Source organism: Arthrobacter sp. UKPF54-2 (genome assembly GCF_007858535.1).
Taxonomy (GTDB): Bacteria; Actinomycetota; Actinomycetes; order Actinomycetales; family Micrococcaceae; genus Arthrobacter.
Map to the genome: position 1 here is coordinate 1,376,163 of NZ_CP040174.1, position 17,113 is coordinate 1,393,275.

Annotated in this window: 12 protein-coding genes and 3 rRNA genes; 10 read left to right on the forward strand and 5 right to left on the reverse strand. The window is 63.8% G+C overall.

Annotation, left to right across the window (positions count from 1 at the left end; all coding sequences use genetic code 11):
- The first annotated feature begins 39 nt into the window (after positions 1–39).
- The gene (locus E7Y32_RS06250; protein ID WP_261382554.1) at positions 40–864 is read left to right on the forward strand and encodes an SGNH/GDSL hydrolase family protein; all 825 of its coding nucleotides are present in this window, start codon (positions 40–42) and stop codon (positions 862–864) included.
- A 1-nt stretch (position 865) separates the two neighbouring features.
- Here the strand turns inward: E7Y32_RS06250 and E7Y32_RS06255 are convergent, their stop codons facing one another.
- Positions 866–1,153 (reverse strand): YciI family protein, encoded by a 288-nt coding sequence (locus E7Y32_RS06255; RefSeq protein ID WP_146336370.1) that lies wholly within the window; start codon positions 1,151–1,153, stop codon positions 866–868.
- 103 nt (positions 1,154–1,256) lie between these two features.
- On the opposite strand from E7Y32_RS06255, the gene E7Y32_RS06260 reads away from it, so the two are divergent.
- The 3 genes from E7Y32_RS06260 to E7Y32_RS06270 all read left to right on the forward strand — a co-directional run bounded on the left by E7Y32_RS06260 (position 1,257) and on the right by E7Y32_RS06270 (position 4,005).
- Entirely contained in the window at positions 1,257–1,751 is a 495-nt protein-coding gene (locus E7Y32_RS06260; RefSeq protein WP_146336371.1) for a MarR family winged helix-turn-helix transcriptional regulator, read from the forward strand.
- Between the two features lie 72 nt (positions 1,752–1,823).
- Complete coding sequence (locus E7Y32_RS06265) at positions 1,824–2,585, forward strand: SGNH/GDSL hydrolase family protein (protein ID WP_146336372.1); 762 nt, start codon at positions 1,824–1,826, stop codon at positions 2,583–2,585.
- A gap of 19 nt (positions 2,586–2,604) precedes the next feature.
- On the forward strand, positions 2,605–4,005 hold the full coding sequence (locus E7Y32_RS06270; RefSeq protein WP_146336373.1) for a GH1 family beta-glucosidase: 1,401 nt from the start codon (positions 2,605–2,607) through the stop codon (positions 4,003–4,005).
- A gap of 39 nt (positions 4,006–4,044) precedes the next feature.
- Here E7Y32_RS06270 and E7Y32_RS06275 read toward each other — a convergent pair whose 3' ends face one another.
- From E7Y32_RS06275 to E7Y32_RS06285, 3 genes are read right to left on the reverse strand one after another with little or no spacing between them, the layout of a single operon-like run.
- Complete coding sequence (locus tag E7Y32_RS06275; RefSeq protein WP_261382555.1) at positions 4,045–4,851, reverse strand: FAD:protein FMN transferase; 807 nt, start codon at positions 4,849–4,851, stop codon at positions 4,045–4,047.
- Positions 4,835–5,374, reverse strand: coding sequence for an FMN-binding protein (locus E7Y32_RS06280; RefSeq protein ID WP_146336374.1), 540 nt, complete (start codon positions 5,372–5,374; stop codon positions 4,835–4,837). Before E7Y32_RS06280 ends, E7Y32_RS06275 begins: the two co-directional genes overlap by 17 nt.
- Entirely contained in the window at positions 5,371–6,723 is a 1,353-nt protein-coding gene (locus E7Y32_RS06285; protein WP_261382556.1) for a ferredoxin reductase family protein, read from the reverse strand. The genes E7Y32_RS06280 and E7Y32_RS06285 overlap by 4 nt, the downstream gene beginning before the upstream one ends.
- A 559-nt stretch (positions 6,724–7,282) precedes the next feature.
- On the opposite strand from E7Y32_RS06285, the gene rpmB reads away from it, so the two are divergent.
- From rpmB to rrf, 6 genes are all read left to right on the forward strand, one after another.
- Positions 7,283–7,519, forward strand: a complete 237-nt coding sequence (rpmB, locus tag E7Y32_RS06290) for a 50S ribosomal protein L28 (protein WP_011693744.1) — start codon at positions 7,283–7,285, stop codon at positions 7,517–7,519.
- Entirely contained in the window at positions 7,519–7,686 is a 168-nt protein-coding gene (gene rpmG / locus E7Y32_RS06295) for a 50S ribosomal protein L33 (protein ID WP_056737121.1), read from the forward strand. Before rpmB ends, rpmG begins: the two co-directional genes overlap by 1 nt.
- A 4-nt stretch (positions 7,687–7,690) precedes the next feature.
- Entirely contained in the window at positions 7,691–7,996 is a 306-nt protein-coding gene (gene rpsN, locus E7Y32_RS06300; RefSeq protein WP_043485315.1) for a 30S ribosomal protein S14, read from the forward strand.
- A gap of 647 nt (positions 7,997–8,643) precedes the next feature.
- Positions 8,644–10,169, forward strand: a 16S ribosomal RNA gene (locus tag E7Y32_RS06305).
- Between the two features lie 535 nt (positions 10,170–10,704).
- Positions 10,705–13,838, forward strand: a 23S ribosomal RNA gene (locus E7Y32_RS06310).
- 213 nt (positions 13,839–14,051) lie between these two features.
- Positions 14,052–14,168, forward strand: a 5S ribosomal RNA gene (gene rrf / locus E7Y32_RS06315).
- The 16S, 23S and 5S rRNA genes sit together here, the layout of an rRNA operon.
- 393 nt (positions 14,169–14,561) lie before the next feature.
- Here the strand turns inward: rrf and E7Y32_RS06320 are convergent.
- On the reverse strand, positions 14,562–16,862 hold the full coding sequence (locus tag E7Y32_RS06320) for an HAD-IC family P-type ATPase (RefSeq protein ID WP_261382557.1): 2,301 nt from the start codon (positions 16,860–16,862) through the stop codon (positions 14,562–14,564).
- Positions 16,863–17,113 lie beyond the last annotated feature (251 nt).

Consider the following 17,113-nt stretch of genomic DNA (forward strand, 5'->3'; position numbering starts at 1 on the left):
CGTTCCTTGCCGGCCGGATGGGCTGGTTAGCGTGGAGGAGTGGCCGAGAACCTTTTGACTCCGGGTCCGAACGGGCGGCGCGTCTTCGTTGCCCTCGGGGACTCCTTCACCGAGGGTGTGGGGGACCGCAGCAACAGGCTGCCCAACGGGGTCCGGGGCTGGGCCGACCGCGTGGCCGAGAAACTGGCGAAGGCGGAGCCGGGGTGGGAGTACGCCAATCTCGCCATCCGCAGCAAGCGCCTGCGCCACATCATCGCGGAGCAGCTGGAACCGGCACTGGCCATGGAACCGACCCTGGTTACCCTGTACGCCGGCGGGAACGACATCCTGGACTTCGGCACGGACATCGAAGACCTGATGGATGACTATGAGTACCTCGTCTCAAGGCTTGCCGCCAGCGAGGCGACCGTGGTGCTGTTCACGGGCTTCGACGTCAAGGTCTCGGTCCTGCTCGAGCCGCTGAAGAGGCGCAACACCCTCTATAACCGGCGCGTCCGCGAGCTGGCCAACTGGTACGGCGCGGTGCTGGTGGACTACTGGTGCTTCGAGGCTTTCCACGATCCGCGCATGTGGGACACGGACCGGCTGCACATGTCCAAGGCCGGCCATAAGTATCTCGCCGCGCAGGTGTTGGACCATCTGGGTGTGCCGCACAACATCAGCCCCAAAGAATGGGAGCCCCCGGCCAGGCTCGGGCTGCGGGACTGGGAGCGGCGGCAGCGCCGCTGGGTGCATGACTGGGTGCTCCCGCTCTTTGGCCGTAAACTCCGCGGCGTCACGCTGGGGGACCAGCTCAACCCGCGGTGGCCCCAACCGGTGAAGGTCCCCCGCAAGGGCGGGCTGAAAAAGCTGCTGCCGGGGTGAGTTAGCTGTCCAGCAGGTTTTCGTACCCCGGTGCGACGCGGCTGGCGTGGAACTCCTCGACGTCGAAGTCCGCCACGCCGTTGACGTAGAAGGGGTCCTGTTCCAGCGCCGCGTTCAGATCGGCGCGGTCCGCGTTGGAGAGCAGGAGGCCGCCGGTGCGAGGGATCTTGCGGCCCGCCACCATAAAGACTCCGCGGTCGAAGGCGTCCTGCAGCCAGGCGACGTGCGCCGGCAGGTGGAAGTCGACGATCTCTTCAGGCACCTTGTAGGTCAGGGAGACTACGTACATAGCGCCAGCCTACCGCCTGCACGGGGCCGGCCGGAGGGTACTTTGGCCGCCCGGTCCTGCGCCTAGTTGAAACCTCAAGCATCGAGTCTCCTAGAATGGTGCCATGACCGAACCGCGCTGGCTCAATGCCGACGAACGCCGTGCCTGGCTGGCCCAGCTGAGCATCAACACGCTGCTGCCGGCCGCGCTGGACACGCAGCTGCACGCCGCCGGAAAGCTCTCCCTGTTCGACTACAACGTCCTGGCCATGCTTTCCGAGGCGGAGGGGCGCTACCTGCCCATGAGCGAACTCGCCGCACGCACCAGTGCCTCGCTGTCGCGGCTCTCCCACGTGGTGACCAAACTCCAAAACCGCGGATGGCTGGAGCGCCGGCCGCATCCCGGCGACGCCCGCGTCACCACGGCACACCTCACCGACGCCGGCATGGCCACCATTGTGGGGCTCGCGCCCGGCCACGTGGAGGCCGTCCGGACGCTCTTCCTGGATGCCCTCGACCCGGACGACGTTGCGGCCCTGGCCCGGATCGGCGAGAAGATCGTGTCCCGTCTCGACACCGACCACTGGATCCTGCGCGACAGCACGCCTCCCCCCGCCTAGCGGCTCAGTACACCTAGCGCAGCCCGCCCGGCCCCTTGGTTGCTCTCAGCAACCGATGGCAAACTTGGGTCCATGGATTTCACTGCCCGCTATGTTGCACTCGGAGACTCCTTCACGGAAGGCGTCGGCGACGACGACCCGGCCCGCCCCAACGGGGTGCGTGGCTGGGCGGACCGCGTCGCAGAGCAGCTGGGCGCGGCCGATCCGGGTTTCGGGTACGCGAACCTCGCCATCCGCGGGCGGAAGCTTCGCCAGATCATGGCCGAGCAGGTGGACGCCGCCGTCGCGCTGAACCCCACCCTGGTGACCATCTACGCCGGCGCCAATGACATCCTCCGTCCCAAAATCGACATCGATGACCTGCTGGTGGAATACGACGCGGGCATCCGCAAACTGAAGGCCACCGGCGCCACCGTGGTGATGTTCACCGGCTTCGACGCCCGCGGCTCCAAGGTTTTTGGGACCATGCGCGGCCGGACCGCGATCTACAACGAACTGGTCCGCGGCATCGCCGGGGACCACGGTGCCCTGCTGGTGGATTACTGGCGGTTCAGCGAGTACTACGACTGGGGCATGTGGGCCACCGACCGGATGCACATGTCCGCCGCCGGGCACGCCAACATGGCCAAGCGCGTCCTCACCGTGCTGGAGCACGACCACTCGATCGACGTCCCGCCGATGACGCCGGTCCCGGAACTCAGCCGTTCCGAGGCGATCCGCGCGAACGCCCGCTGGGTGCGCGAATTCGCCGGCCCGTGGGTGGTGCGCCGCGTCACGGGGAAGTCCTCCGGCGACGGGCTCTCGCCGCGGTATCCTCAGCTCACCCGTCTTTAGCAACGCAAGGAGCAACAGGATGACCCGCAGCGACCTCAGCTTCCCGGCCGGTTTCCTGTGGGGAGCCGCCACCGCCGCCTACCAGATCGAGGGCGCCGCACGGGAGGGGGGCCGCGGGGAATCCATCTGGGACGTCTTCTGCCGGGTGCCGGGGGCCGTCGCGGATGGCCAGAACGGCGATGTCGCCTGCGACCACTACCACCGCACGGCCGAGGACATCGCGCTGATGAAGGACCTGAACCTGGCCGCCTACCGGTTCTCCATCTCCTGGGCCCGCTGCATGCCCGACGGCGTGACGCCGAATCCCGAAGGCATCGCGTTCTACTCGCGGCTGGTCGATCAGCTGCTCGACGCGGGCATCACCCCCTGGGTCACCCTGTACCACTGGGACCTGCCGCAGGCGCTGGAGGACAAGGGCGGCTGGGCGTCGCGGGACACAGCGGAGCGTTTCGCCGCCTACGCCGCACTCATGCAGGAGGCGCTTGGGGACCGGGTGCGGATTTGGACCACCCTCAACGAACCCTGGGTTTCGGCGTTCCTTGGGTACGCCGCAGGCATCCACGCCCCGGGGCGGCGGGACCCGGCCGCGGCGCTCGCCGCCGTCCACCACCTGCTGCTGGGGCACGGTCTGGCCGTCCGGGAGCTCCGCCGGAGGGATCCGGAGGCGACGATGGGCATCACCTTGAACCTGACGGTGGCCGATCCTGCCGATCCGGACCGGGAAGGGGATGTGGACGCGGCCCGCAGGGTGGATGGGCAGTCGAACCGGCTGTTCCTGGACCCTATCTTTCGCGGCTCATACCCGGCGGACGTGCTGGACGACGTCGCGCACCTCGGCATGGACGACGTCGTCCGGCCGGGGGACCTCGAGGTGATTTCGGCACCCGTCGACGTGCTGGGCGTCAACTACTACCACGGCGACGCCTTCACCACCGACCCCGAGCCGCGGCCCGCGCAGCCGGCGTCACCGCTGGTTGCGGCCGACGGCGTCCGGCAGGTTCCGCGCGGTCTGCCCGTCACCGGGATGGGCTGGGAGGTGCAGCCCGAGGGCCTCCGCCGGCTGCTGAACCGGCTGCAACGCGAGTACACCGGCCCGGCCGGCGTCCCGATCTACATCACGGAAAACGGCGCCGCCTTCGAGGACGTTCCGGATGCCGCGGGATTTGTCGATGACCAGGCGCGGCTTGCCTTCTTCGACGAGCATCTTCGGGCCCTGCACGCGTCGTTGGCTGATGGCGTGGACGTCCGCGGCTACTTCGCCTGGTCCCTGCTGGACAACTTCGAATGGGCCTTCGGCTACCACCAGCGCTTCGGGCTGATCCGGGTGGACTACGACACCCAGCGCCGCATCCCGAAGGCCAGCGGCCTGTGGTACTCCCGCGTTGCCGCGTCCAATGCCCTGCCGGTGACGGACGAATAGCCTGCCCCTGCCCGGGAACCCCGGCCAGCGCAGACGGGCCTAGGCGCGGAACCCCGGTGTGGCGAGGATGCCGCCGTCGTTCCGGATGGCGAGTACCTGAACGTCCCAGCCGCTTGTGGCCCGGTTGAGCATGGGAACCCCGCCGGCCACGATGGCCGTCGCGAGCACATCGGCGGTGACGATGTCCGCCGCGGCGACCGAGACCTGCCGGAAGGCACTGACACCGGCGCCGCTGGTCCAGATGTGGTCGCCCCGCTCGGCGGAACCGGAGGTGGCCAGCGCCCCGATGCCGGTGCCGCCGCCCAGCGGGTAGGCGGCGATCAGGGTCGTGCGGTCCTCCGGGTCGACGATCCCGGCCTGCCAGGCGGCCCGGCTGCCGGCGATGGGCGAACCGGTCACGAGCACATCGCCGCCGGCATTCAGGCACCAGTCGCCGAGCCCCAGCGACTGCAGGGCGGCTCCGGCCTCTTTGATTGCGAAGCCCTTGACCAGCCCGGACAGGTCCGGAAGACCGTCGGGCCGTTCCGGCGTGAAGGCGCCCTCGGTCAGGAGTCGCCATTGGGCGGCCTCGGCATAGCGGTCCCGGAAGTCCTGCGAGGCCGCCCGCAGCGTCAGTTCCCCGCGGGCAAGCCTGCTGGCCTCGGATTCCGGCCGGTACAGGCTGAAGCGGGCGTCGAGGTCCTGGAAGAGCCGTTCGACGACGTCGGTGGCGTCCGCCAGTGCGCTGTCCGCCGCGGCGTTCCAGTTGCCGGGGGCGGCCGGAACGGTGAGGCTGATGACTGTCCCCATGCACCGGAAGGTCTTCGCCTTCAGCGCTGGCTGGCCGAGGTCAGAGGTTTGCTGCATCGATGGCTGCCTGGAGCGATGTCAGGTACGCGGAACTGGTGACAGTGGCGCCGCTGATGGTCTGGACCTTGGCCGATTGGGCCTTGAGGACCGCGGCGCGCAGCAGCGGGGCGGCGCGGTTGCTGATCTGGACCGAGCTGCGGTCCTCGTCTGTGAGCTGGAGCGCCTTCACGTCGGTGATGGTGCCGGCGCTGACAGTGATCTGCACCTGCACCGCGCCGAAGCGGGTCTGCACAACCTTGCCGGCAAAGGTTCCGGCGGCGTTCGCGCCGGTGCCCGAGGAACCGGACGAGCCGGCGGACCCGGAGGCGGCCGCGGAGCTCCCCGCGGACCCACTCGAGCCCTTGCTGCTCGACCCGGATCCCGACGCGGTTGAGCCGCCGGCGGTCCCGGCGCCTGTAGACCCGGCGGGCCCGGCCGTGGTGGCGCTGGCCGTGTCCGCCACGTGGGTTCCCGACTGCCAGCCGGCCACCAGGATCCCGGCGGAGGCCAGGGTTGCTGAAACAATTGCGCGGATTCTCACCAGTCGAACCTTTCGTAGTGGAGTTGCTCTTCCCGCACGCCGGCCCGGCGTGCGTCATCGAGGACGTTGAGGGCCCATCCGGCCGGCCCGCAGACGTAGACGTCGGAGTCGGCCAGGTCCGGCGCGTAGCTTGCCAGCCGGTAGCCGGCGCGCTCCTCGCTCTCCGGCAGCCATGTCTGCGCTCCCGACGGCCGGCGCCCGGTCAGGTGGAACAGGGTTGCGCCGCGGCGCTGGCAGAGCTCGAGGATCTCGTCGCCGAGGTACAGCCCGGACGGGCTGTGGCCGCGGAGGATCACGGTGGCGTCCCCTGGCTCGAACGGAGTCCGCTCCAGCAGGGCGCGGATGGGAGTGATGCCGATGCCGGCGCCGATCATCACGACGTGCCGGCGGCTGCGGGCCGCGGTGCTGAACAGCCCGTATGGTCCTTCGACCGCAACCCGGGTGCCCGGCTTCAGCCTCGCCAGCGCCGCCGAGCCCCGGCCGAGGTTGCGGACCGTGATCCGCAACCGTCCGCCGCCGTCGGCGTCCACCTGCAGCGGCTCCGCGGAGAGGCTGAACGGATGCGGGTGCCACCACTGCCCGGGGGCGAGAAACCGCCAGATAAAGAACCGGCCGCCGCTGCCGGACAGCTCGTCGAGGTGCCGGCCCGCCATTTCGATGCTGACCACCCCATGGCCCACGCCCACCACCCTGCTGACGCGCAGCTGGTGCCGGAGCGTGGCGACGACCGGCTCGAGGACCCGGTAGTGCACCAGCGCGGCGCCCGTGCCGATGCAGACCGCAAGCCAGTACCAGCGCTGCCAGGTGCCCTCCGCAAAGAGTCCGCCAACGCTGAACTGGTGGGGCAGCGACGTCAGCACCGCGGCGTAGGTCAGCAGGTGGACGGCGTACCAGAACTCGTAGGGAAAACGACGGCGGACGGCCACCAGCGAGGTCACGACGACGGCGATGAACAACGCCAGCGAGACGAACGCGAGCCACATGTCGGGCACGAGCACCCACAGGGCCACCGCTTCGCTGACCGGGTCGAGGCCCTCGGCCAGCCCGTAGCCGGTCGCGAGCAGCACGCCGTGTGCCAGCAAGAGGTAGAGGGACGGTTTTCCGAGTTTGCGGTGGAATTCAAGGGCGCGGTCATGGCCCACGGCGCCGTCGATGACGGGCAGGCGGGCCGCGAGGAGCAGCATCAGCAGCACCAGGTCCATCCCGGCGAGACCGGCCACAATCCCCAGTGCCGTGACGGCTCCGGCAACGCTCGAGAAGCCCGCGGCACCGCCGTCGGCGAGCCACAACGCCACGGCCCCGGCCAGGGAGGCCCAGGCAATCACCGTCAGGAGGTCTGCTTGAATCATCCGCCGGCGGTGTTGTCCCTTGAAAGGGTTACCGGGGGCCCGTCGGACCGCGGGGCGCAAGGCGGTCTGGGTTGATGTGTTCATGCAACCAAGACTCTGCCCGTTGCCTATCATTTTGCTGTGAAAGGACTGCGCCCCTGTTATGACTTCGCTGCGGGGGCCGCCGCCGCTTATACACCCCGGAGACCCGGATTGGTCTTTAATTCGCCAAACTCGTAGACTTGGTAGGCGCTAGGTGGCGCGGAGCGTGTGCAATTGCTCCGGTTGGCGGGAAAGTCTGCGAAATCAGGCACTCCCGGTGGCCGGTAGTTAGGGGCTCAAGTTGCGTGCACTCCTGTATTCGCCCAGTATCCGGGCACTCCGCGGTGGTTACTTCAAGAGTTTCCTCCGCCCCGTGCCCGAGACTCACAATCGTCGCCGCAGTGATGACTGCAACCGGTTCAGCCGGCTGCCGCAGCACCGCCGGACGCATGTGGGAGCTGGATGCGGACGCTGCCGATCGCACGGTTATGCGGAACTCCGCCAGCCGTTTCATTTTATTTTCACGAGGAGAGTCGTCATGGCAGCACACTGCCAGGTGACCGGAGCCGAGCCGGGCTTTGGACACAGCATTTCGCACTCGCACCGCCGCAACAAGCGCCGGTTCGACCCGAACATCCAGAAGAAGCGCTACTGGGTTCCGTCCCTGCGCCGTAATGTCACCCTGCAGGTCTCTGCACGTGGCATCAAGACCATCGACGTACGCGGCATCGACGTAGTCGTCGCCGCCATCCTGGCACGAGGAGTGAAGCTCTAGTGGCAAAGGACAAGGACGTACGTCCGATCATCAAGCTCAAGTCGACCGCGGGCACGGGTTACACCTACGTGACGCGTAAGAACCGTCGTAACGACCCGGACCGTATGGTCCTGCGGAAGTACGATCCCAAGATCCGCCAGCACGTCGAATTCCGAGAGGAGCGCTAAACACATGGCTAAGAAGTCAATGATCGCTAAGAACGAACAGCGTAAAGTCATCGTCGAGCGTTACGCTGCAAAGCGCCTCGAACTGAAGAAGGCTCTGGTTGACCCCAACTCAACCGACGAAGCACGCGAAGCCGCACGCCTCGGCCTGCAGAAGCTGCCCCGCAACGCCTCGCCGGTCCGCCTGCGTAACCGCGACATCATCGACGGCCGCCCCCGCGGTACGTTCCAGAAGTTCGGTATCTCCCGTGTTCGCTTCCGCGACATGGCTCACCGCGGTGAGCTCCCGGGCATCACGAAGTCTTCCTGGTAATTCGGTACTCCTGAATCCAGTGGCTTGAAAAGGGCCGGCACCCGTTTGGGTGCCGGCCCTTCTTGCGTTGAGCGCCGTTCCCGCCATGCGGCTTCGCCGACGGCGCTGTGGTGACGGAGCACACGCGCCAACTTTCGACGTCGGCTGCCCCGGAAGGGGAGCTGTCGACCCGTTTAGGCCCGTCTTTCCGCGGATCTTCGTGCCTGGGGGGCCGATTTGTTTGGGGTCGGGTTGGTGTGTAAAGTAGATCGAGTCGCCGCCGCTGATGCGGAAAGATAGCGACCGACCCCCTTCTAAACAGCCTGAAAATGGTTCGCAAATTTGCGCGCTGAATAATGGCGGGGACCTGCTGTGTGGGACTGGAAATCGCGGAAACGCCGATTTGCTTCAGGCCACGGATGCGGGTAAGTTTGAAAAGTTGCTCCGGAGCGATCTGCGGCCCTGAGGGGTTGTGGTGGTGCCGGGTGTGTCTGTTGTTTGAGAACTCAATAGTGTGCCAAGTTTGTTGATACCAATTTTTTGTATTGAATTGGTTGATTGTGCCGGATTGTCCACCCCGTGGATGGTCTGGTGTTTTTAGCTGGTTTCAAATTTTGTGCAGTGTGTGTTCCCGTTTTCCCGGGGGCGGATGCTGTGTCTGTTTTTCTTCAACGGAGAGTTTGATCCTGGCTCAGGATGAACGCTGGCGGCGTGCTTAACACATGCAAGTCGAACGATGATCCGGTGCTTGCGCCGGGGATTAGTGGCGAACGGGTGAGTAACACGTGAGTAACCTGCCCTTAACTCTGGGATAAGCCTGGGAAACTGGGTCTAATACCGGATATGACTCCTCATCGCATGGTGGGGGGTGGAAAGCTTTATTGTGGTTTTGGATGGACTCGCGGCCTATCAGCTTGTTGGTGAGGTAATGGCTCACCAAGGCGACGACGGGTAGCCGGCCTGAGAGGGTGACCGGCCACACTGGGACTGAGACACGGCCCAGACTCCTACGGGAGGCAGCAGTGGGGAATATTGCACAATGGGCGCAAGCCTGATGCAGCGACGCCGCGTGAGGGATGACGGCCTTCGGGTTGTAAACCTCTTTCAGTAGGGAAGAAGCGAAAGTGACGGTACCTGCAGAAGAAGCGCCGGCTAACTACGTGCCAGCAGCCGCGGTAATACGTAGGGCGCAAGCGTTATCCGGAATTATTGGGCGTAAAGAGCTCGTAGGCGGTTTGTCGCGTCTGCCGTGAAAGTCCGGGGCTCAACTCCGGATCTGCGGTGGGTACGGGCAGACTAGAGTGATGTAGGGGAGACTGGAATTCCTGGTGTAGCGGTGAAATGCGCAGATATCAGGAGGAACACCGATGGCGAAGGCAGGTCTCTGGGCATTAACTGACGCTGAGGAGCGAAAGCATGGGGAGCGAACAGGATTAGATACCCTGGTAGTCCATGCCGTAAACGTTGGGCACTAGGTGTGGGGGACATTCCACGTTTTCCGCGCCGTAGCTAACGCATTAAGTGCCCCGCCTGGGGAGTACGGCCGCAAGGCTAAAACTCAAAGGAATTGACGGGGGCCCGCACAAGCGGCGGAGCATGCGGATTAATTCGATGCAACGCGAAGAACCTTACCAAGGCTTGACATGAACCGGTAATACCTGGAAACAGGTGCCCCGCTTGCGGTCGGTTCACAGGTGGTGCATGGTTGTCGTCAGCTCGTGTCGTGAGATGTTGGGTTAAGTCCCGCAACGAGCGCAACCCTCGTTCCATGTTGCCAGCGCGTAATGGCGGGGACTCATGGGAGACTGCCGGGGTCAACTCGGAGGAAGGTGGGGACGACGTCAAATCATCATGCCCCTTATGTCTTGGGCTTCACGCATGCTACAATGGCCGGTACAAAGGGTTGCGATACTGTGAGGTGGAGCTAATCCCAAAAAGCCGGTCTCAGTTCGGATTGGGGTCTGCAACTCGACCCCATGAAGTCGGAGTCGCTAGTAATCGCAGATCAGCAACGCTGCGGTGAATACGTTCCCGGGCCTTGTACACACCGCCCGTCAAGTCACGAAAGTTGGTAACACCCGAAGCCGGTGGCCTAACCCCTTGTGGGAGGGAGCTGTCGAAGGTGGGACTGGCGATTGGGACTAAGTCGTAACAAGGTAGCCGTACCGGAAGGTGCGGCTGGATCACCTCCTTTCTAAGGAGCACCTACAACAACCCCGCCCCGCGTTTCGTGGGTGTGGTGGTGTTGTCAGGAGTAACGCCCGTTGCGCAGACGCAAGTTCTGCGGCGGGTGCTCACGGGTGGAATATCAACAAATAGCGGCCGCTGCGTTTCCTCCGGCACCCAGTACGGAACCACCCTTGTGTGGGTCCTGGAACGGTGTGTGAGGGTTCGGGCGGTTTAGTGTTTGGCACACTGTTGGGTCCTGAGACAACAGGACCGGTTGCTACGGCCTTCGGGTGGTGGTGTCCGGGACTTGTGTTTCTGGTTTCCCGGCTGCGGCGTTTCATGCACTGTGTGGGTCCCTTTGGGGTCCGGGTGTGTGGGGTGTGTGGTACGGGGTTGTTGTTTGAGAACTACATAGTGGACGCGAGCATCTTTTATAAGAAGCAATTTCCAAGAATATGAACCTGGATCTGGCTGCGCGTGATGGTGTCACTCTTTTGGGGTGGTGTTGTTGGGTGTGGTTGGTTTCGTGGTTCTCTCGAAATTACTCCTTGATCTTTTGTGGTCAAGTTTTTAAGAGCACACGGTGGATGCCTTGGCATTAGGAGCCGAAGAAGGACGTAGGAATCTGCGATAAGCCTGGGGGAGTCGATAACCGGACTGTGATCCCAGGGTGTCCGAATGGGGAAACCCCGCCAGACGCGCGAGTGATCTGGTGACCCGCATCTGAACACATAGGGTGCGTGGAGGGAACGCGGGGAAGTGAAACATCTCAGTACCCGCAGGAAGAGAAAACAATAGTGATTCCGTTAGTAGTGGCGAGCGAACGTGGATCAGGCTAAACCGTTCCATGTGTGATAGCCGGCGGGCGTTGCATGGTCGGGGTTGTGGGACTTTCCGTTCTGTCTCTGCCGGGACAGTGGGGTGAGAGCATGTGCATAGGTGAACGGTCTTGAAAGGCCGGCCAGAGAGGGTGTGAGCCCCGTAACCGAAATGTAGTGTGCCGCCTGGGAAGTATCCCAAGTAGCACGGGGCCCGAGAAATCCCGTGCGAATCTGTCAGGACCACCTGATAAGCCTAAATACTCCCTAATGACCGATAGCGGACCAGTACCGTGAGGGAAAGGTGAAAAGTACCCCGGGAGGGGAGTGAAACAGTACCTGAAACCGTGTGCTTACAATCCGTCGGAGCCTCCGCAGCTTGCTGTGTTGGGGTGACGGCGTGCCTTTTGAAGAATGAGCCTGCGAGTTAGTGTTACGTCGCGAGGTTAACCCGTGTGGGGAAGCCGTAGCGAAAGCGAGTCTGAACAGGGCGTTGCAGTGGCGTGATCTAGACCCGAAGCGAAGTGATCTACCCATGGCCAGGTTGAAGCGACGGTAAGACGTCGTGGAGGACCGAACCCACTTCAGTTGAAAATGGAGGGGATGAGCTGTGGGTAGGGGTGAAAGGCCAATCAAACTTCGTGATAGCTGGTTCTCCCCGAAATGCATTTAGGTGCAGCGTTGCGTGTTTCTTACCGGAGGTAGAGCTACTGGATGGCTAATGGGCCCTACAAGGTTACTGACGTCAGCCAAACTCCGAATGCCGGTAAGTGAGAGCGCAGCAGTGAGACTGTGGGGGATAAGCTTCATAGTCGAGAGGGAAACAGCCCAGACCACCAACTAAGGCCCCTAAGCGTGTGCTAAGTGGGAAAGGATGTGGAGTTGCGAAGACAACCAGGAGGTTGGCTTAGAAGCAGCCATCCTTAAAAGAGTGCGTAATAGCTCACTGGTCAAGTGATTCCGCGCCGACAATGTAGCGGGGCTCAAGTACACCGCCGAAGTTGTGGCATTCAGATAGTAGCTAAGCCCTTGTGGTTCAGGCGTCTGGATGGGTAGGGGAGCGTCGTGTGGGCAGTGAAGTCGCGGTGGAAACCAGCGGTGGAGCCTACACGAGTGAGAATGCAGGCATGAGTAGCGAAAGACGGGTGAGAAACCCGTCCGCCGAATGATCAAGGGTTCCAGGGTCAAGCTAATCTGCCCTGGGTAAGTCGGGACCTAAGGCGAGGCCGACAGGCGTAGTCGATGGACAACGGGTTGATATTCCCGTACCGGCGAAAAACCGCCCATGCTGAACAGGGGATACTAACCGCCCGAGACCTGCCCGACACCCCTTGTGGGTGAAGGGTTTTGGTGGAGCGCGGGACCGAAACCTGGGAGGCAAGCGTATTAACAGGTGTGACGCAGGAAGGTAGCCGAGCCGGGCGATGGTTGTCCCGGTCTAAGGATGTAGGGCGAACGGTAGGCAAATCCGCCGTTCATGATGCCTGAGACCCGACGGGACCCCCGTATGGGGGGATTCGGTGATCCTATGCTGCCTAGAAAAGCATCGACGCGAGGTTTTAGCCGCCCGTACCCCAAACCGACACAGGTGATCAGGTAGAGAATACTAAGGCGATCGAGAGAATTATGGTTAAGGAACTCGGCAAAATGCCCCCGTAACTTCGGGAGAAGGGGGGCCCCTATCGTGATGGACACTTGCTGTCCGGAGCGTGCAGGGGCCGCAGAGACCAGGGGGAAGCGACTGTTTACTAAAAACACAGGTCCGTGCGAAGTCGCAAGACGATGTATACGGACTGACTCCTGCCCGGTGCTGGAAGGTTAAGAGGACCGGTTAGCCGCAAGGCGAAGCTGAGAATTTAAGCCCCAGTAAACGGCGGTGGTAACTATAACCATCCTAAGGTAGCGAAATTCCTTGTCGGGTAAGTTCCGACCTGCACGAATGGAGTAACGACTTCCCCGCTGTCTCAACCATAAACTCGGCGAAATTGCAGTACGAGTAAAGATGCTCGTTACGCGCAGCAGGACGGAAAGACCCCGAGACCTTTACTATAGTTTGGTATTGGTGTTCGGAGTGGCTTGTGTAGGATAGGTGGGAGACGTTGAAGCCCGGACGCCAGTTCGGGTGGAGTCATCGTTGAAATACCACTCTGGTCACTTTGGACATCTAACTTCGGCCCGTAATCCGGGTCAGGGACAGTGCCTGATGGGTAGTTTAACTGGGGCGGTTGCCTCCTAAAAAGTAACGGAGGCGCCCAAAGGTTCCCTCAGCCTGGTTGGCAATCAGGTGTCGAGTGTAAGTGCACAAGGGAGCTTGACTGTGAGAGAGACATCTCGAGCAGGGACGAAAGTCGGGACTAGTGATCCGGCGGTACATTGTGGAATGGCCGTCGCTCAACGGATAAAAGGTACCTCGGGGATAACAGGCTGATCTTGCCCAAGAGTCCATATCGACGGCATGGTTTGGCACCTCGATGTCGGCTCGTCGCATCCTGGGGCTGGAGTAGGTCCCAAGGGTTGGGCTGTTCGCCCATTAAAGCGGTACGCGAGCTGGGTTTAGAACGTCGTGAGACAGTTCGGTCCCTATCCGCTGCGCGCGCAGGAAATTTGAGAAGGGCTGTCCTTAGTACGAGAGGACCGGGACGGACGAACCTCTGGTGTGTCAGTTGTACTGCCAAGTGCACCGCTGATTAGCTACGTTCGGATGGGATAACCGCTGAAAGCATCTAAGCGGGAAGCTCGCTTCGAGATGAGATTTCCATACACCTTGCGTGTGAGAGGCCCCCAGCCAGACCACTGGGTTGATAGGCCGGATGTGGAAGCGAGGACTAACGACTCGTGAAGCTGACCGGTACTAATAGGCCGATAACTTACACCACACACCCCTCCCGCGAACCAACATCAAAAGGGGTTCGCACCACGGGAAGGGTACAAAGAAACAAGACTGCTTGCGTCCACTATGTGGTTCCCAAACAACAAACCCGTCGCCAGACGAAACGTTGCACAGGAACCAAAACAACTGAATACAACACCACAAGTTGTAACCACAGATTTCCCACCCCAGGCCCCCGGCCAGGGCGCGGACACAGGGTTACGGCGGTCATAGCGTGGGGGAAACGCCCGGTCCCATTCCGAACCCGGAAGCTAAGACCCACAGCGCCGATGGTACTGCACCCGGGAGGGTGTGGGAGAGTAGGTCACCGCCGGAACATCATTGAGGTCGAGAGCCTCCAACCACCAGGTTGGAGGCTCTCCCCCTTTAACCCCCAAACCACCCACCGAACCCTCCCGCAGCACTGACACTCATCCGACTGACCCTCCCGCAGATCCTGCCGGCACGACACCAACCCTCCCGCACTTCCGTGGCCTAACGTCGGAACCCTCCTGCAGCAGCGTGTGCCCCCGCGTCGGTCGAGGCACTCCAGAGGTGAGGGAGCGTTGGGCAGAAACGTGCCAGAGGTGCGGGAGCGTTGGGGAGAAGCGTGCCACATGTGCGGGAGCGTCCGGCCGAAGTATGTCAGAGGTGAGGGAGCGTTGGGGAGAAGCGTGCCAAACGTGAGGGAGCGTCGGGAGGGAAGCCGCGACGATCGCCGTCGGCCGCGTCAGCGGGGAAACTTTCGGCCGTGAAGCCAGGCCAGGAGCTCGATGGCGAGACCGCCGGCAATGCCGGCGGCCAGCGCGGCCAGCAGCAGCCCGGTCGGCGGCCAGGACAGGATGAAGAACTCCTGTGCCAGGGGGAGGTTGAGCAGGATCACGAGCGCAGCGCACATCGCCGCCAACACCCCCACCCGGCCTACGTTGAGCGGCCGGGACACGACCGCAAGGATCCAGAGCCCAATCACCGAGAGGGTGAGGACGGAAGCGGATCCCACGGTCTCCGGCGTCGTTCGTCCCAATAGCGCGATACCGTTCAGCGCCAAAAGTGCGGCCGCGACGATTAGCCCCGCCGGCACGGAGAACCAGAGGGAACGGCGCAGGAAACCCGGCTTGTATCGGCGGGCGTTGGGCATCAGCGCCAGGAAGAAGGCCGGGATGCCGATTGTCAGGCCGTCGGTGAAGGACAGCTGGCGGGGCAGGAACGGGAAGGGCCACTGCATCAGCCCGAACGTCACCGCGATGGCGATCGAATAGGCGGTCTTGCTGAGAAAAAGGCTCGAGACCCGTTCGATGTTAGCGATGACCCGCCGGCCTTCCGCCAGCACCTCCGGGAGCCGGTCGAAGCGCCCGTCGAGCAGGACCAAACGCGACACTGCTTTGGTGGCGGGTGCGGCGGAATCCATGGCTATGCCAAGGTCCGCCGTCTTGAGGGCGAGGGCGTCGTTGACCCCGTCCCCGGTCATGGCCACGGTATGTCCAAGCCGTTGAAGGGCGGAGACCATGTCCTTTTTCTGGTCGGGGCTGACCCTGCCGAACACCGTGTTGCTGCCCATCACCTCTTCGAGGAGCGCCGGGTCCTCCGGCAGCTCGCGGGCGTCGTAGCCATCCGCCACGTCGAGGCCAACCCGGCGGGCGATGGCGGCGACGGTCCGGGGATCGTCGCCGGAAATGATCTTCACCTCGACCCCCTCGGTGCGGAAGAATTCCAGGGTCTCGCGGGCGTCCGAACGGGGTTGCTCCCGGAACGTCAGGAGCGCTACGGGCCGGAGTCCGGTAGGCAGTGTCGCCACCTTGCCCGCTTCCGGCAACCCGTCAGCTCCGGCCAGAAGCAGCGTTCGCAGTCCCGCCCGGGCCAGCTCGCCGGCTTGTTCCAGGACGCCGGCGTGGCCGGCGGGTGCCAGGACCATTTCCGGTGCACCCAGAATCCAGGTGGGCGTTGTGCCGTTGTTGCCGCCGAAGGAGACCCCGCTCCACTTCCGGGAGGACGAAAAGGGAACATAGGAGACCGACTGGAATCCGCCGTCGTCCTCGAAAGCGCTGGCCAGGCTCCGTGCCGTCGCGTTCGCCTCCGGCTCGGTGGCAAACCACCCGAGGGCCTGCTGCCAGCCGGGGTCGGGCGAGGGAGTTAGCTGGTGGACGGCCTCGAACCTGAGACCCCCCTCGGTCAGGGTTCCGGTCTTGTCCATGCACAGGATGTCGACCCGGGCGAGTCCTTCCACGGCTGCGAGCTCCTGAATGAGCACCTTGTGTCCGGCCAGCCGGAGGCCCCCGACGGCAAACGCCACGCTGGCCAGCAGCACGAGACCCAGCGGAACCATGGCAATGACACTGGCGATGACGCCCACCATGGCCCCGGTCCAGGCGCCGGTGGCAAGGGCGTCCTGCCAGCCGCCCCGCGCCTGCAGTTCGCCGTTGATCACCACGACGGCGACCGGGAGGATCCCCCACGCGATCCAGCGGAGGACCCGGTTGAGGCTGTTACGGATCTCCGAGTTCACCAGCGAGAAGCGGCGCGCATCCGCCGTGAGCCGGCTGGCGAAGGATTCGGCCCCCACCCTGATCACCCGCGCCTTGCCGTGGCCGGCCACGATGATGGATCCCGAAAGCACCTCGGCGCCGGCATCCTTGTCGATCGGATCCGATTCGCCGGTAAGGAGGGATTCGTCGGCCTCCAGGCCGGCCGCGTCGAGCACCGAGGCGTCCGCGGTGACCTGGTCCCCGGCGCGCAGGACCAGAACGTCATCCCGCACGACGTCGGCCGTGGCGATCTCAAGGATCTGGCCGTCGCGAAGCACCCTGGCCCGCGGGGCGTCCAACACCGCGAGGCGGTCCAGGGATCTCTTCGCCCTGAACTCCTGGACGACCCCGATCACGGCGTTGCCCGCGGCGGCCAGCCCAAAGAGGGCATCCTGCCAGCGGCCCAGGAGCAGCAACACCAGGAAACTGGTGCCGACGATCGCGTTGAAGAGCGTCAGGACATTGGCCCGGAAAATTTGCCAAAGGCTCCGGCTAGTCTTGTCGGGCAAACGGTTGTCCAGGCCGCTTTCAATACGGGCAGCTACCTCGTGGCGCGAAAGCCCGTTCACGGCGGGGCCGGACACACGCCGATGGAGCAAAGCGGGGTTCTGGCGCCGGCGTTGTGCCCTCACCCCCCCGATGGTAACGGCCCGGGGGCCGGACGTGATGGAGCTTACGGCCCTGATCCCTCCGGAAATCGATGACGCCGGCCACCCCGGGCGGGTGCGCGGAGCCCGGCGCGCCCCCGTGTGCGGCGGAA

What these genes read in the sequence shown, in the direction of transcription:
- E7Y32_RS06255 (WP_146336370.1), bottom strand. Translation starts at nt 1,153, where the DNA reads ATGTACGTAGTCTCCCTGACCTACAAGGTGCCTGAAGAGATCGTCGAC.
- E7Y32_RS06260 (WP_146336371.1), top strand. Translation starts at nt 1,257, where the DNA reads ATGACCGAACCGCGCTGGCTCAATGCCGACGAACGCCGTGCCTGGCTG.
- E7Y32_RS06265 (WP_146336372.1), top strand. Translation starts at nt 1,824, where the DNA reads ATGGATTTCACTGCCCGCTATGTTGCACTCGGAGACTCCTTCACGGAA.
- E7Y32_RS06270 (WP_146336373.1), top strand. Translation starts at nt 2,605, where the DNA reads ATGACCCGCAGCGACCTCAGCTTCCCGGCCGGTTTCCTGTGGGGAGCC.
- E7Y32_RS06275 (WP_261382555.1), bottom strand. Translation starts at nt 4,851, where the DNA reads ATGCAGCAAACCTCTGACCTCGGCCAGCCAGCGCTGAAGGCGAAGACC.
- E7Y32_RS06285 (WP_261382556.1), bottom strand. Translation starts at nt 6,723, where the DNA reads ATGATTCAAGCAGACCTCCTGACGGTGATTGCCTGGGCCTCCCTGGCC.
- rpmB (WP_011693744.1), top strand. Translation starts at nt 7,283, where the DNA reads ATGGCAGCACACTGCCAGGTGACCGGAGCCGAGCCGGGCTTTGGACAC.
- rpsN (WP_043485315.1), top strand. Translation starts at nt 7,691, where the DNA reads ATGGCTAAGAAGTCAATGATCGCTAAGAACGAACAGCGTAAAGTCATC.